16 protein-coding genes and 2 pseudogenes are annotated in these 15,103 nt (G+C 34.3%); 4 read left to right on the forward strand and 14 right to left on the reverse strand.

The features are described from left to right. Positions 1-45 precede the first annotated feature (45 nt). Positions 46-354 carry a YxcD family protein gene (locus tag ACX5JI_RS20960; RefSeq protein ID WP_459502953.1) on the reverse strand — a complete coding sequence of 103 codons (309 nt, stop codon included), beginning with the start codon at positions 352-354 and terminating at the stop codon, positions 46-48. Beyond that, positions 342-791, reverse strand: a complete 450-nt coding sequence (locus tag ACX5JI_RS20965; RefSeq protein WP_459502954.1) for a hypothetical protein — start codon at positions 789-791, stop codon at positions 342-344. Before ACX5JI_RS20965 ends, ACX5JI_RS20960 begins: the two co-directional genes overlap by 13 nt. A gap of 261 nt (positions 792-1,052) precedes the next feature. Between ACX5JI_RS20965 and ACX5JI_RS20970 the strand changes: the two genes are divergently transcribed. Further along, positions 1,053-1,814 (forward strand): DUF1836 domain-containing protein, encoded by a 762-nt coding sequence (locus ACX5JI_RS20970; RefSeq protein ID WP_459502955.1) that lies wholly within the window; start codon positions 1,053-1,055, stop codon positions 1,812-1,814. 274 nt (positions 1,815-2,088) lie between these two features. Next, positions 2,089-2,262, forward strand: coding sequence for a hypothetical protein (locus tag ACX5JI_RS20975; RefSeq protein ID WP_459502956.1), 174 nt, complete (start codon positions 2,089-2,091; stop codon positions 2,260-2,262). Positions 2,263-2,479: 217 nt separating this feature from the next. Here the strand turns inward: ACX5JI_RS20975 and ACX5JI_RS20980 are convergent, their stop codons facing one another. Then, a complete protein-coding gene (locus ACX5JI_RS20980) occupies positions 2,480-3,634 on the reverse strand; it encodes an HD domain-containing protein (RefSeq protein WP_459502957.1) in 1,155 nt (384 codons plus the stop codon). A 346-nt stretch (positions 3,635-3,980) separates the two neighbouring features. On the opposite strand from ACX5JI_RS20980, the gene uptA reads away from it, so the two are divergent. Beyond that, positions 3,981-4,586, forward strand: a complete 606-nt coding sequence (gene uptA / locus ACX5JI_RS20985; RefSeq protein ID WP_459502958.1) for an undecaprenyl phosphate transporter UptA — start codon at positions 3,981-3,983, stop codon at positions 4,584-4,586. 109 nt (positions 4,587-4,695) lie between these two features. Here the strand turns inward: uptA and ACX5JI_RS20990 are convergent, their stop codons facing one another. The 8 genes and pseudogenes from ACX5JI_RS20990 to ACX5JI_RS21025 form a co-directional block, all read right to left on the reverse strand. Then, positions 4,696-5,214 (reverse strand): GNAT family N-acetyltransferase, encoded by a 519-nt coding sequence (locus ACX5JI_RS20990; RefSeq protein WP_459502959.1) that lies wholly within the window; start codon positions 5,212-5,214, stop codon positions 4,696-4,698. 145 nt (positions 5,215-5,359) lie between these two features. Next, the gene (locus ACX5JI_RS20995; RefSeq protein ID WP_459502960.1) at positions 5,360-6,982 is read right to left on the reverse strand and encodes a peptide ABC transporter substrate-binding protein; all 1,623 of its coding nucleotides are present in this window, start codon (positions 6,980-6,982) and stop codon (positions 5,360-5,362) included. Between the two features lie 31 nt (positions 6,983-7,013). Next, entirely contained in the window at positions 7,014-8,015 is a 1,002-nt protein-coding gene (locus ACX5JI_RS21000) for a C40 family peptidase (RefSeq protein WP_459502961.1), read from the reverse strand. A gap of 66 nt (positions 8,016-8,081) precedes the next feature. Continuing rightward, positions 8,082-9,092 (reverse strand): annotated as a pseudogene (locus ACX5JI_RS21005) (dipeptide epimerase); the annotation flags it as partial. Positions 9,093-9,381: 289 nt separating this feature from the next. Then, positions 9,382-10,020 (reverse strand): IS200/IS605 family accessory protein TnpB-related protein, encoded by a 639-nt coding sequence (locus tag ACX5JI_RS21010; protein WP_459502962.1) that lies wholly within the window; start codon positions 10,018-10,020, stop codon positions 9,382-9,384. Then, entirely contained in the window at positions 9,993-11,066 is a 1,074-nt protein-coding gene (locus ACX5JI_RS21015; protein WP_459502963.1) for an IS200/IS605 family accessory protein TnpB-related protein, read from the reverse strand. Before ACX5JI_RS21015 ends, ACX5JI_RS21010 begins: the two co-directional genes overlap by 28 nt. A gap of 256 nt (positions 11,067-11,322) precedes the next feature. Further along, the gene (locus ACX5JI_RS21020) at positions 11,323-11,649 is read right to left on the reverse strand and encodes a DUF3870 domain-containing protein (protein WP_459502964.1); all 327 of its coding nucleotides are present in this window, start codon (positions 11,647-11,649) and stop codon (positions 11,323-11,325) included. A gap of 221 nt (positions 11,650-11,870) precedes the next feature. Continuing rightward, positions 11,871-12,227 (reverse strand): FtsB family cell division protein, encoded by a 357-nt coding sequence (locus ACX5JI_RS21025; RefSeq protein WP_459502965.1) that lies wholly within the window; start codon positions 12,225-12,227, stop codon positions 11,871-11,873. A 275-nt stretch (positions 12,228-12,502) separates the two neighbouring features. Here ACX5JI_RS21025 and ACX5JI_RS21030 point away from each other — a divergent pair, with 275 nt between their 5' ends. Then, positions 12,503-13,429, forward strand: coding sequence for an aldo/keto reductase (locus ACX5JI_RS21030; RefSeq protein ID WP_459502966.1), 927 nt, complete (start codon positions 12,503-12,505; stop codon positions 13,427-13,429). A gap of 98 nt (positions 13,430-13,527) precedes the next feature. Here the strand turns inward: ACX5JI_RS21030 and ACX5JI_RS21035 are convergent. The 3 genes and pseudogenes from ACX5JI_RS21035 to ACX5JI_RS21045 all read right to left on the reverse strand — a co-directional run. Next, a pseudogene (locus ACX5JI_RS21035) lies at positions 13,528-13,725 on the reverse strand (DJ-1/PfpI family protein); the annotation flags it as partial. Between the two features lie 46 nt (positions 13,726-13,771). Continuing rightward, a complete protein-coding gene (locus ACX5JI_RS21040; RefSeq protein WP_459502967.1) occupies positions 13,772-14,209 on the reverse strand; it encodes a hypothetical protein in 438 nt (145 codons plus the stop codon). Between the two features lie 606 nt (positions 14,210-14,815). Next, the gene (locus ACX5JI_RS21045) at positions 14,816-15,046 is read right to left on the reverse strand and encodes a hypothetical protein (protein WP_459502968.1); all 231 of its coding nucleotides are present in this window, start codon (positions 15,044-15,046) and stop codon (positions 14,816-14,818) included. Positions 15,047-15,103: the final 57 nt, after the last annotated feature.

The raw sequence follows: 15,103 nt of genomic DNA on the forward strand, positions 1-15,103 counted from the left end.
ATACTAAAAAGAGCTACCGAGATTACTCTCAACAGCTCTTCTTCACTACTCATCCGAGTTATTTAAATTCGCTAATGCGAAAATACCTTCTTCATCATCTAATTCAAGCTGTAATCTTGCTGCAAACGGATTGACATTGTATTCCTGATCAAGCCATAAACGAAGTGCTTCAATTAAATTTGCCTGGATTAAAATTTGCTGGCGACCATTTACTTCTACTTCAGCAGAAAAACCGTAGTCATCATCATACATCAGTTCAACTAATACTGCTTCTGGACCAACTTGTCTTTTTTCTGCGATATAAACACAAAGTGCATTTATAAGCTCTTGTTCAGAAATTTTTATCGTCTCCATGCTGTTTCTTCCGCCTGTGTCTTACGTTTGTTTTTAAAATATTTAAATGCTCGAACCGCTAACATTGCGATACCAGCCACTAATAACATATTTACCATAAACGCTAATACAGAACCAAGTGCACCCATGTTTGCGAATAAGCTGCCCATCAGTAAACCACCAAGACCACCAAGTAATAAACCTTTCATAAAGCTTCCTTTATTACTCTTTGGCGCTGTGTTTGATGCTTTTGTTTTTGTATCAGGATTTGTTTTCTGTGCATTCACATTAGAATCTTTTTTATTTAAATCTACTTTTGAATTTTGTCCTGAACTTGGTGTAAATGATTTTTTACCAGATTTGTAACTTTTCGCTGCCGCATGGTCTACGAAAACAAAGCTGCTAGCCCCAAAAACAACCATTAATGCAGTCATTACTGTAACGATTTTCTTCAACATAGTATATCCATTCTCCTTTTACTATAGATATATGTGAAATCTACCTTTCTTTAAAATAAGAATAATAGATTTATTTTAAAGTTAAACAAAAGGTTCTTATGAACTTATTATATGACCTTTCCTTATAATAAGCAAGTATTATTTACTTAACTTTATTAACAAATTAAAAAAAGGAAAAATAAAGAAAAACAGAATTGACTTTACAAGCAACAAAACATATTATAAGTTCATAAGAACTTTTATAATTTTGGAGGTGAAAAGATGGAAACATTTCATCTCACACGAAACGAAATGTCAACGCTCCTTCTTTCTCTTAGAGGATGGAATACAAAAAAACCTCTCGTTATTTTACAAGAAGCTTGGGCGAAATCCCATAAAAAGGATATTGAGTGTGGACAAAGTGTTACGGCCTTTATTACAACCGCTCTTTCACCTATTTTTGAAAAGCTGATTAAAATTGAGGATACAGATATCGGTTTTTCTTTAAATGAGATCGTCGCGCTTGGTAATCAAATTGAAAATACCAGTTTTTCTGTAACAGCTATGCAAAACTGGGTAAAACGAGATATAAAAGAAATGATTGGTTCTCCGCAAAAAGGAAAAAAATATTCTATTGAACAAGCAGCTTTACTATTCATTGTAGAAGATTTAAAAACTGCGCTAGATTTTGAATCGATACGTAAGTTATTAAGACTCATTGTAAATGACCCAGCCGATCGAAGTGATGATTTAATCAATCCTGTTCACTTATACGTCGCTTATTCCTCTTTATTCGAAGAGTTAAATCAAGGTGGCTATTTGCAATTAAATGCGACTGATACGATTCGAACAATTGAAAATACGATAAAAGAAAAAGCAGATAGAATCGCAAGTAAATTTGATCAAATTAATAATGAACAACGAGAAGCCATTCGCAATGCAATTATTATTGCGACGCTTTCTGTACATACCGCATATGTACAAATGTTAGCAAAGCGCTATGTATCGGCAACATTATTCTTACAACATCTCGACATAAAATAGGAGCATACACGCTCCTATTTTTTATTATACGAAATTATAATTAGCAATCACAAACCACTATATACAACCAAAAGTTTGAACGAATAATCCCTCTCCTTCTAACTACTTTACTTCCAGCTACCTCCACACGAGCTTAAGGTGTGTGATAAAGCACGGAAATGATACATACGATATCTCTAAGTAAAATGGTAAAAAATACACCAAAGAATTCTACATACTATCCTCTTCCCAAGTAAATATTAATGGCAGTTTGATAAAAAGGAGGAGACATTCCATGAAAAGTAAAAAATACTTATTCGCCCTAATGGCTACAGTTTTATCGACAGGATTATTATTTGGTTGCAATAATGCTAAGGATGAACAAGAACCCGATCCAACTGAAGAACCTTCTGAACAAAAACAGCAAGATGAAAGAAAAAATGAAAATAACACTAATAATAATCAATAATTGATTATCGTAATATAAAGGCTACAGATAATTTTTTTGATACACTAAACATAGAATTATCAATATACACTATCTTCTAATATGAGGATGACATAGGTTAGAGAAATGTATTTGAATTTATCCATAATTGCCATTGCTAGTAACAGATCCTATCAATTTTTAGAATCTTTTTTCCATTTCTCTACGAAATCATAAAAAAATAGGAGCAATTTTGCCCCTATTTTTTTATGATTTCCCCATCTTTTTCCAAGAAATAAATATGTTCTTTTAACGGCAGGCTAGCTATTTCTCTAATATAATTTGAGCTGTGCATAATATCATATAGACCATCGTCTTTTTTTACATAGATACCACCTATATAAGAGCTATAATTTTTCTTTTCAGTGATAACGCCTACTATTGAATCATCTTCACTACCTAGTTTAGAGTTAAGCTTCTTACCTTCCACCCACTTTAAACTACCAAATGATGAAAGATATAAATAAGCTAACTCCGCTATTTCTGTCTCTTTATTCATTGAGAGCGTTTTTATCTCATTGCAAATGGTCTTGTCATTTAAAACTAAGAAATCTGTTACAAGTCGTTCTTCTTCCTGCTTATGAAAGAACACTTTTAATTCAGAAGTAACAAATGGAATTTTTTCTTCTTGCATCATGTGAAAAATCTTTTGTAATAACAAATCTTTCCCCACTACAAACGGATGGCCAAATCCACTGTGATAAAGGGAGTTTTTCACCTTTACAAGATGCTCTATATACGGTATCCCCGCTTCTTCAATGACAAGCTTTTGATTTACTATACGCATAGTAGAAATGAACTTTTCAATTGGGACTCTTTCTAATTTCAATGATGAATAATGCAAATCCCGATTCCAAAAATCTAATTGATCCATGCCTAATGATGAAAATAATAGTTCCTCTATAATCGGAAAAATACTTTCTTCTGACAAGGTTTTAGTTACATCTCCAAGTAAATCAGGTGTCCGTTCTAATATATTACGTATTTCTCTATCTTCTTGGATAATCCTTATCGTCCAATCACCATGATCTTGACCGGATATTTGTTGAAAACAATGTGAATATGGACCGTGACCAATATCATGGAGAAGGGCTACTACAGAAACAATTTTTCTTTCATAATTCGAAAAATACACATCTCCTATTGTAGTAAGATGATCTATCACCTTGTTTACAAGCGCATATACCCCGATAGAATGCTCTATTCTTGTATGTGTAGCGTTTGGATGTATATAGTATGTATGCCCTTGTTGTTTAATTTGAGAAAGCCTTTGAAATGCTTTTGTTTCTATTAATTCAATGATGTCTCTATCATAAATAGAAATCATTCCATAAATGGAATCTTTAATCTGCACTATTTCTCACTCCCCTAAAATTTATTCCCTAATCATTATAACGAATTTTCTGTTTGTTTAATATTTTAATAAAAAAAGGGTTACTTCCCCTCCCCTAACTTCTTTACTCTAACTGAACTTTTGGGTGGAGTTTTACCAGCCCGTTAATGCGTGATTACAATTTTCTCTCGTCTTATCTTGTTGAAGGTAAGAACAATCACGTTAAAAATAAAACCTTAATATAGCTATAAACGCAAAGATTATTGTATAATTTGCATATAGGAAAGTATTTACATTTTATTTCTAAATAGTAAGCAACATTTCTCCTCTTACTATTTAGAAAAATTTATTAACTAGAAGGTGCAACATGTTAGGTAGTTTGATTCAGTCCGCATTATCATTTTTAGAAGGCCTTGGTTATTGGGGCATTATGCTTGGACTCATGATTGAGATCATTCCAAGTGAAATCGTTCTTGCTTATGCAGGTTATTTAGTGTTCTCAGGAAACATCTCCTTTATAGGCGCTGTTTTCTTTGGTACTGTCGGTGGTGTTATTGCGCAAGTCTTCATTTATTGGATTGGGCGTTACGGCGGTAGACCTTTCCTAGAGCGTTATGGTAAATATATTTTCATCCATAAAAAACAAATTGATTCCGCAGAAGAATGGTTTAACCGTTATGGAGCTGGTGTCATTTTCACAGCACGTTTCATTCCACTTGTTCGTCACGCCATTTCAGTCCCTGCCGGAATTACTAAGATGCCCTTGATGCGTTTTATTACCCTTACAACACTTGCGGTTATCCCTTGGTCTGTCATCTTTATCTATTTAGGTAAAACGCTTGGAGCAAATTGGGAAAATATCGATGAGGTAGCAGGACCATATGTAACATCATTTGCGGTTGGTGGTGTCATACTGATTGTTTTATATTTCGCTTTAAAAATATGGCAAAAGAAACGAAAGCCTTCAAGATAGTAACTCAAAAACACACCGTCAATTAAATTGATGGTGTGTTTTTATCTCTATACTTTTATAAGTGAGTCTGACTATTAAAAAATAACAATCAAAAAATAATCACTTAACTTCATTTCTTATACTCATAATACGCTAACCGCCGTCCATCAAAATCCACATTATGTGTGTACTGGAATCCAGCCTTTTCTAAAACGTTTTTTGATTTATCGTTTGCACTTCTAATTCTTGCGATTAATTTTTCGACTTTCAAAGTCTGAAAAGCATATTGGATTGATGCATGAACTGCTTCTGTAGCATATCCATGTCCCCAAAACTTCGAATCCAGAAGGTACATAATTTCTACCTCTTTTGTTCCATCGATATACCTTAAACCACAATGCCCTATTAGTTCCCCTGTTGTTTTATGAAATAAGAACCACACACCAAAACCATTTTCAGTCCAATGTTCTATAACTTTTCCAACGTACTGCCTAGCCTCTTCCCTTAACATTCCTCTAGATATAGCAAGCCATTTTCCAACTTCATCATGTTTCACAATTTGATGGAATGCATCAATATTTTCTAAGGTAGGTTGTCTCATAAAAAGTCTTTCTGTATGAATTGATTTTTCATCGACGTGGATAAGCATATTCTCTTCCCCTTTGTAATATGTTTACTTCGGTACATTATATCATGAATTTTCTTTTATTTTACGTTTTAAATCGTAAAATAACGATATATATTCACAAAGAAACAGACTCCCGTTCAACCAAAGTCTGTTTTCTTATTTCATTTTATTTTTTTACATCCGCCCATTTCAAACTAGTCGCAGGTCCGAATTGGTGCACATATACATCTTTTACGTATGATTTTTGTAAATAAGATAATCCGCGCTGGAACACTGGCGCAATTACCGCATCATCAAGTAGCATTTTTTCTGCATCTTGCATCGCTTTCCAGCGGCCTGTTTCATCATTCCCAAGTTCCACTTTTATCTTTTTAATCAATGCATCGTATGCTGGATTTGCATAGCCAGTATTATTAACGCCATTTTCTGAAATAAAGACTTCTAAGTAAGTCAGCGGGTCTGGATAATCAGGCAACCAACGTGATAATGACATTTCATATTCTTTCTTTTTCTCTAACGCTAGTTTCTGAGAGTGTGGTTGTAATTTCACATTCACCGTTAATCCTGGTAAGTTTTTTTCTAATTGTTCTTTAATATACTCTCCTACTTTTTTAAAGTTTTCTAAATCATAATTTAACATTTCTAACGTAACTTCATTCGTTCCCGTTTCTTGCTTCGCTTTTTCCCAATATTCCTTTGCTTGTTTTACATTCGTTTTATTAAACTCTGTCGTTGTTTCCCTAAAATCTTTTTTATCTGGTCCTTTCAAGAAGCCATTTGGAACATAGTAGTTAGCAGGCACTGATCCATCATTTAAAAATGAAGTCGCGAGTCCTTTTTTATCAAAAGCCATACTAAGTGCCATGCGCGCATTTTTATTTTTAAGAATGGGTACATTTTCATTCAAACGGAAGAAATACATGACCGGATCTGTATATTGCTTTAGCTCTTTATCGTTTTTATATTTATCAACAAATTCTGTTGAAATAACAGCACGATCAATTTTATCTGTTTCATATAAATTTACTACTGTCGAAATGTCTTTAACAATTTGATAGTTTACTTCATCTAAATTCACTTCTTTTTTATCCCAATATTGATTATTTTTCTTCATTGTAAAACTCGCTTCATGCTTCCATTCTGACAATGTAAATGGTCCATTATATAGCGTCTTATTTGCTTCTAAACCGTATTTATCTCCTTGTTCTTTCGCATACTTCTCATGAATTGGATAAAAGGACGGTAAGCAAAGTAATTTTGTAAAGTACGGGACTGGCTGTTCTAACTCCACAGTAAAGGTTTTATCATCCTTCGCTTTTACTCCTAATTCATCCAGCCCCATTTGCTTCTTATTTATCTTCTCTGCATTTTTCACGTCATACATGATATATGCGTACTCAGAGCCCGTTTCTGGGTTAACAAGTTGCTTCCAAGCATATACAAAATCATGTGCTGTTACAGAATCACCGTTAGACCACTTCGCATCACGTAAATGAAATGTATATGTTTTCCCATCGTTACTAATTTCATGCTTTTGCGCCATTCCAGGAATGATCTCGTCGTTTTTTGAAAGTCTAAATAAGCCCTCCATTACATTATTTAATACGTTAAACGAAACAGCGTCTGTTACTTTTAAGGAATTCAATGATGGAATTTCTCCTGTTTCTGTTAACTGTAATACTTTCTTCTCTTCTTTTGGTTTTGTAGTCGTTTTTTCTTTTCCACACCCCGCTAAAAATGAAGACAGTAGTAACGTACTCACTAATGAAAAACGAACAACCTTTTTCATTCAAAATCCCTCCCTTATATGATTCTCTTTATTAAGGTAAATAGCGGCGTGCTCCCGCATATTCTTCAATGTATCCTGGCGTGTTCACAGGAATTATTTCAACCGTCTTCGCTGCGTTTGGAGAGTGAATCATATTCCCATCGCCAACATACATACCTACGTGATGAACATTTCCTTTCCCTTCTTTGTAGGCAAAGAAAATTAAGTCCCCTTTTTGTAGGTTTTCTTTCTCAACAGCAATCCCTGCTTTTGATTGTGGACCGGAGTCACGCGGAATTGTAATACCATGTGATTTGTAAATCGTATGTGTAAATCCTGAACAATCAAATCCGAAACCACTTGTTCCAGCCCATATATACGGTAATCCTAAAAATAACTTTCCAGTATTCACTAATTCATCACCTGTTGGAACAGGAATGTCATTTTGCGATTTGTAAACCGTTCCATCATTTTTCCGTAACCATGCCTTTTTTCCATTCGGTAAAAGTACTCGATATGAAATATGATCTTCACTTAAAAGTGGTAATCTTGTATTATAGCTAACTTCTAATGCCTTATACGTATCAGAAGGATTCACATATAAAATAGCCGTTGGTTTTGTAATGAGTACAAATGGTTGTTCCTTTTTCTCTGCAAATTCTTGATTATAAGTTAGCTGTTTTACTGGAATCCATCCTAGATAACCAGCCTCATTTCTCGGCGTAGGCTGACCATGAACAACTATTTTCGCCCACTCACCTTGCCGATCAAGGATTGTTACTTCCTGCCCTAATAAAGCTTGTGTTTCTAATTTATTTGTACTCGTTAACCAAAGTTTTTCATCAAGCGTCATTGATTTCGTCCATTTCCATAAATCAACAGGGTTCGTTGCGCTTGGCTCATCAATCGGCCGGAGTAAATTCGGCCCAGTCCATAATGTTGCTGCCGCCACATCGACATATGCTTGATTCTTTTTTACCTCTTCAGCATTTGCAGCTGAAAAAGATGAAAATACTAACAAACTACTAAAAAGCACCGTAATGAACTTTTTCATAAACACATCCTCCCTTTCATAATCCTAATGCAACATAATTTCAACAATAACATTACTCCTAGAATGTTACTTTATATCCACTGCATGATGCAGGTTTACCCTTGGTCCGTTATATGTGATTCCGATCGGCTCTTCCATTAACCATAACGGAGCATCCAGATCGAAGTAGTGAATGTTTGGATGAGCAGCTGCTACATGTGCAATTGCTGCTACAGAAAGCGATGATTCCATCATGCTCCCAACCATACATTTTACACCGGCAGCACCAGCAATATCGGCAATCTTCCACGCTTCTCGTATCCCGCCGCCTTTCATTAATTTAATATTTAATAAATCAGCGTACTGCCCTTGAACAAGCTTTAAAGCGTCTTGCGCTGAGAAAACACTTTCGTCAGCCATAATCGGTGTTTGCACATGATTTTTTACATATTTCATCCCTTCCCAATCTGTCGCATGAACGGGTTGTTCTACAAATTCTATATAAAAATTTCTATTTTCCATTTCTCGAATAATTGATACAGCTTCTTTCGAACTCCAACCTTGATTTGCATCTAATCGTAAAGTAACACTCTTTGGTACAATATTTCTAATTGCCTCAATGCGTTTTAGATCCAAACCTGATGATTTGCCAACTTTAATTTTTAATGTGTTAAATCCTTTTTCCACATAACTTTTTGCTTCTTTCGCCATTACTAATGGTTCATCAACACTTACGGTAATGTCTGTTTGAATCTCTTTCTTTCCACCTAATAACGCGTATAGTGGGATATTATGAATTTGACAATACGCATCATATAAAGCAATATCTACCGCTGCCTTTGCACTCGTATTGCCTACACAGCTTATTTGAATTTGTAACAACAATGTTTGAAATTGTTGCAAATCTTTCCCGATTAATACAGAGCGAATGGGCCCTAAGATAGCTTCTTCCATTCCACTCGCAAAATCTCCGGTAATAACCGGCGTCGCAGTCCCAGCCCCTTTTCCTACAATCCCTTCATCTGTGTGAATCAAAACATCAACACTTTCAATTTCAGTTACAGTGCGCAACGCTGTTTTAAATGGTGTATGAAGCTTATTGAACTACCCCCACCTATCTCTACACGAGCTTGAGGTGGGAGATGCTCCTGCTTCTGCCAAGGCAAAAACAGTTCCTCTCGTTCAACAAAAAGGATACAACGATATAGAGTTCCGTAGTGTCCTTATGTAAGACAACCTATTCTATCTTCTAGCACAAGGAAAACAAAACAGGTACAGCTACTTTTTCTTATATCGAGGATCGAACACTTTGTCATGCATCCAGTTCCTAGACTTGTTATCTGCTCTGGTAATAAGCGTAAAAATCTGGGACAAAGTGTTCTTTTTATCATACAAATAGCTTTGCTAGCTTTTTCTTTTCATTTTCAAACAAGTGTAACCGTTCGATTTGTAACGATTCTTTCGGCTGATTTACATCGTATAACTGATAAAAATGGTGCGTGCGAATATCAAGTTGGTTGTTTAATTGATGCCAGTGACTCCAGTGATGCGCTTCTTTCTTTCGAATATAAGGTTGCAGCACCTGGGGCACTTTTTCTTTATATCCTAATCCCCGGCGACCAATCGTAAAAGCTGCGGATTGATGAATAGAGATCCCGAACTTCCGCATATATTTCATCTTCCCTGAGATCGAGGTGTAGGCAGGATTCACTTGAAAGACAGCCAAGCCTCTTTTTTCTGCACGACTAAGGATTACACTTGTCATCTTCTCGTACGCAAACATACTCTTCATTCGATTTGCTCGCTTATTTCCGTATCGATCCCCTGTTTTTGACTTCGTCGTATCTAACTTCTCTATTACAATCGGCTTATTATACCACTCCGCTAGGTCCACTAAGCGAATGGCTTCCGCCTCGATTATCTTTGTGATTTGTCCAGTAGATTTACCTAGAATAGAAAAACAGAAGGAACCACTTCCTTTATAATTTCCATCCTTCGTTACATTTCCTTCGTTACATTGGCCCAAGCAAAATGTTCTAGATTGCAATCTACACCAATGACTCCATCCGATTTACTATAATTTGTATGAGAGTTTTCCGATACATCGACTAAGCATTTTACAATGTAATACGCACCATAATCTTCTACAGACCATGCAATCGGTTTTCCATGTTTTTTCTTATTTTTACACTGTAATTGAGATGTGGTTACTTCTTCTATGACTTCTTGTCCATACGGGAACGTTACAAATGGAAACTGAAGTGTTTTCCCAGAACTTGTCGCCATCCATAATTCCTTTGTTTCAGGCACATACTGAAACACAAAATTTCCATATTTAGCATCTTTACGGCCAGAGAGTATAAGCTGTCTATTTCGAGCACGAGAAAATAATGTTTTCCATTTGTCATGGTTCCGTACAAACTCGCGGGTGGTAAATTGAGACCGAAACAGTTTTTTGCTTCCAAATACTGCGCTTGGAATATTCGTTTGATAGGATGAAAGTTTTTGTGTTAAACGGAATTGTCTGTGGGTTAGATGGCCGATTTTCGCCTGAATCCTTTTGATTTGGATATCTACATACTGGTGTTCAAATAGATATTCACTCAGCCAAATTAGGGTTTCTTTTTTATGAGATAAGGAGATAAGAGTGTTGTGCTTCGCGAAGCGGGTGTTTTTCGGAAATGTTAGTTTTCCCTTCAAGCAACTTTGTTTGATTTTACGAAGAGTTGTTAGTTTTGTTCGTTCTTGTTTTAACTTTTTCTTGAGTTTCTTAAGCTTCTCTTGCGTTTGCTTCTCATATAGTTTTTGTAACTCCATTAAACCTGTAAACAACGCCCTTGCTTCTTGCATCGCACTGTTTGCATAGTAATCATTCAATTGATAGTTCCGCTTTAGAACGAGATGAAGACTGTCTGTACGAATCTTACGGTTCCAACGTTTTTCCCGGACGATTGTTTGAAATGCAAAGCGTTTCGCTCGATTAAATGTTTCGATTGTCTGTGTCAGTGCATCTATCATTTCATGCGGTAAACTGGTCTTATATATTCGTTTCGAAAAATATGCTTTCTTCACCTGTTCTCACCCCATTTTGTTTGATACGATTATTATACACTGAAACAAACGTACGTTCTACAGAAAGAAACATTTTCTTTAAAAAAGATAAAAACTGATTCATCCCCCACCTTCACTTCGTTTAGAGGAAGGAGTCTTCTCAGTTAAAATGATAAAACGACGTTTTACCGTTAAATCTATGATTTTCATTTCATTCATCCTTTCCTGTCCATAAAAAAATCCAGCCACAAGAACGAATCTTATGACTGGATTTTGTCTATGAATGTGTAGACAAAGCAGCAATTTGGTTATATTTTTTTTGTGCATCTTTTAATGCGACAAGCAATGCTTTTTGAGACGATCCGAAATAACGATTTTTAATTTCTTCTATTAACTGTGGATCATTCATATTTCTATGCAGAAATAGATGTTTTACAAATTGAGCAGTTAATGAAATGGTTGCTGAACAATCCGCATCCACAATTTTCCCTGTATCTTTTTCTACAACAAACGCAACAAAGTAGCTTTTAAATTTTTCGGTAATTGGATTATTTTGAGGTGATTTTGCGTCCCCTACGATATAAATCGTATTAGAAGCGTACACGTAAATCTTCCTTTCTTATATGAGAATAACGGTTTTCTTACTAGTCGAATGAGCTGAAGACTCATCATTAATCAAGAAATGTATCCGCTTACTGAATATTATAATAAATTAACAGAATTTTAACAATATTTATTTTACTAATACTTCCTATAATATATTTCAACATTTAAGCTTAAAACTACACTTCTAATTCGAGATAGCGTTCATTTTCCGACTATTTTTTATTTAGGTATGACAAATATCGTTTCATTCGGCTTAGAGAATTGATACTCTTTCCTCGCAAACTGTAAAATTTCTTCTTCATTATTTGTCAAATTTACAACTTCACTCTTTAAATGTCGTGAATCTTTTTCTAGAGAAAGTAATTGCTTTTGCTGATTTTGGATTGTATCTCGCTTTTCTACAATTATTTCTTGTTGTTTATCGAGAATATATTGAATATAAAAAGTGGTTAAAAAAATAAAAATAAAAGCTAAAATAAACCGACGCAACTTTTTCTTATTCATAACTCGATATTCATTAGACTGTGTTTGCTGTTGTGGTGTATTAGGAACATTTACTTTTTTGAGTTTCCTCATTTTTCAAATCCCCCTACCCCATTTTATTTCACTATCGCAAGCATACTTCCTTACTAACCTAAATTCTCTGCTCATAAAATAAGCTCCTCTATAAAAAAATCTCATAAATTAACCAATTAGAGATAGCTTTCGACGACATCTCTATATTTCAGATGAAAATTTTGTTTTTCGTGCCGGGAAATAGTGATTTGAGTCTGAAATAAAATATTCCGCAAACACATTCGTTTTTTCACTGAATAATTTATTAGGAATTCCTTTTTTAAGGAGGTAAACCAATGCAATACCGTACATTAGGAAAAACCAGTTTAACTGTTTCTGAAATTGGATTTGGTGCTTGGGCAATTGGCGGTGATGAATGGGGACCTGTACATGACAACCATTCTATCGCTGCAATAAAAAAGGCAATAGAATGCGGCGTGAATTTTATCGATACCGCTGATGTGTATGGTTTAGGTCATAGTGAAAAATTAGTGGCACAAGCTATAAAAGAACATCGAGATGATATCGTTCTGTCTACAAAGGGAGGTTTAATTGGTCATCATTACGAACCTAATGGAGAACCTGTCTACAATACAGCAGAAAAGGTAATCGCAGTATTTGAAACTAGTTTACTTCGCCTGCAAACAGATTACATTGATGTTTACTTTTGTCATATTTGGTGGGACAAAAAAGAAGAAACTGAAGCATTCCTTCGTGCATTTGAAATTTTAAAACGGGATGGAAAAGTAAGAGCAGTTGGTGTTTCTACACATGATTTAAATTATATTAAAAACTTTAATATATATGATGAAATTGACGTTGTACAACTTGACTACAGCATACTGAACCGGGCACCTGAACATGATATATTCCCTTACTTACAAGAGAAAAACTTAGGAGCTGTCATTCGTGGACCATTAAAAATGGGGATACTAACTGGAAAGTTTACAAAGGAAACAACATTTCCTGATGGTGATTTACGACAAGATTGGCCAAAAGAAACATGGTTTCAAGATGATTTACGAAAAGTTGAACGATTGAGAGCACTTACAAATCCGAAACGAACTTTAGGACAATTGGCTCTTCATTATGTACTCTCAAACCCTGCTGTGTCCGTTGCGATTCCTGGAGCAAAAACAGACATACAAGCGCAAGAAAATGCAGCTGCTTCTGTACGCCCTCTTCTATTAGAAGAAGAGTTAGCATATATACGAGAGCTCTAAACAAAAAGATTGGTAGCAATACTACCAATCTTTTTGTTATTTTATTACCCCATCTTTTTCATACTCATTGTCATGAACTAAAAGTATTACTAAGAGTTTCAGTTCCGAAGCTCAATATCGTACTCCATTCTTTTTGCTGTTGTTTCTGCAATTTCTAGACCTAATACATTTTTCACTATATGAAATGACATATTAATTCCAGCAGAAATCCCCGCAGATGTTATAATATGCCCTTCATCAACAAACTTTACATTCTCTAATACTTCTACATTTGGAAATTCATTTTGAAATCTTTCAAATCGTCAATTGCTAGATTTGGAATGGTGATAGGGGCATTTTTCTTCAGGAATTTTTCATTCCAGTTTTTTTCTTCTTTTTCGTTAATAAATCCATAAGATTCACTTGAAATTCGACGCGTTTGATTGTAATGGTTTGTTCTTCGATTTCCATACTTGATTTTTTTAATGGAATACAATAAAAATACTTTTTTCGCCATGGATATTTTGCCTTTTTATCTGTTTTTCGCAACTTACGAATGCTTTCACGATTTGCTTCATATTTATCCGCAATAGCCTGCACGGTCTGATAATGAAGATTATACGTTTGTTTTCGAACGGCTTGTATTTCCGTTTTGCTTAGCCATTTTTCCCACGTGAAATAATAGCTTGTTGCTTCGCGAACAATATCGTTCCAAACAGACGCTGTTTCTCGTTGCATAGAACGAAGCGAGTCGTACAATTCTTTTTTGTATGGAATTTGAAACGAATGAGTGACAAACATTTTATATTCTCCTTTCTTATCGAATTTTTCCTCGCGTCTATTATAATAGCAACATAAACACAGGGAGTTTTCTATTCGCTTTCATCCGACGGCTAAAGCTCGTGGGCTTTCCTGCTCACAAATTCTGTAATTTCTACAATTAAATTCATTGTTATCCCCTTCTTACATAGAATCGAATTATTTTCTAACAATCTATAAAACTATAAAATAATTCGATTCAACATGAAAAATTCCTTTTTCACCCATTCTTTTAATTTACATAATAATATTATTTTCATTTTCAATTCGTTATCATATTAAAAACATTTTTATAATAAAAAACAACTCATTATAAAAATGGGTTGTTTAGATTTTTTTTAAAATCTATTTCTATATAAAATAGATTTTTGTTTTTATATATTAATCAAAAATCCATACACTACAGCGGAATCATTATATTTTTAAATTTAAAATACCTTTCCAAAAATAAAAAACGACTGTATTGTTTTTAATATAAAAATAATTGTTAGTATATATCTCTGTTTAGGTTGTGTTTTTCAAATAAAATACAAAAATGATTTTTATGTTTTATTTGAAAATTCATTATTTTTACAAACACATTAACTCCTACATTAACCTATAACAATTTTGCCTTCTTCCCTTTCCGGTCTCTTTCAATACATAAGATTTCACTACGAGTTCAGCTAATGAATCCGTTAATGTTTTATATGATAAATTAGATAGTGCTAGCAGATCATTTGTATATAAAATTCTATGTTTTTCTAATAGTAATAATACTAATCGTTCAGATGGCTTTAATGTTTCGTCACTTTCTAGTATAAAATCTACATCTTTCATATATATATTTACATTCTCCTTACTTTAAAAATTAAAATTATCCAATGTTAATACGAA

This window comes from Bacillus sp. C1, from assembly GCF_054570475.1.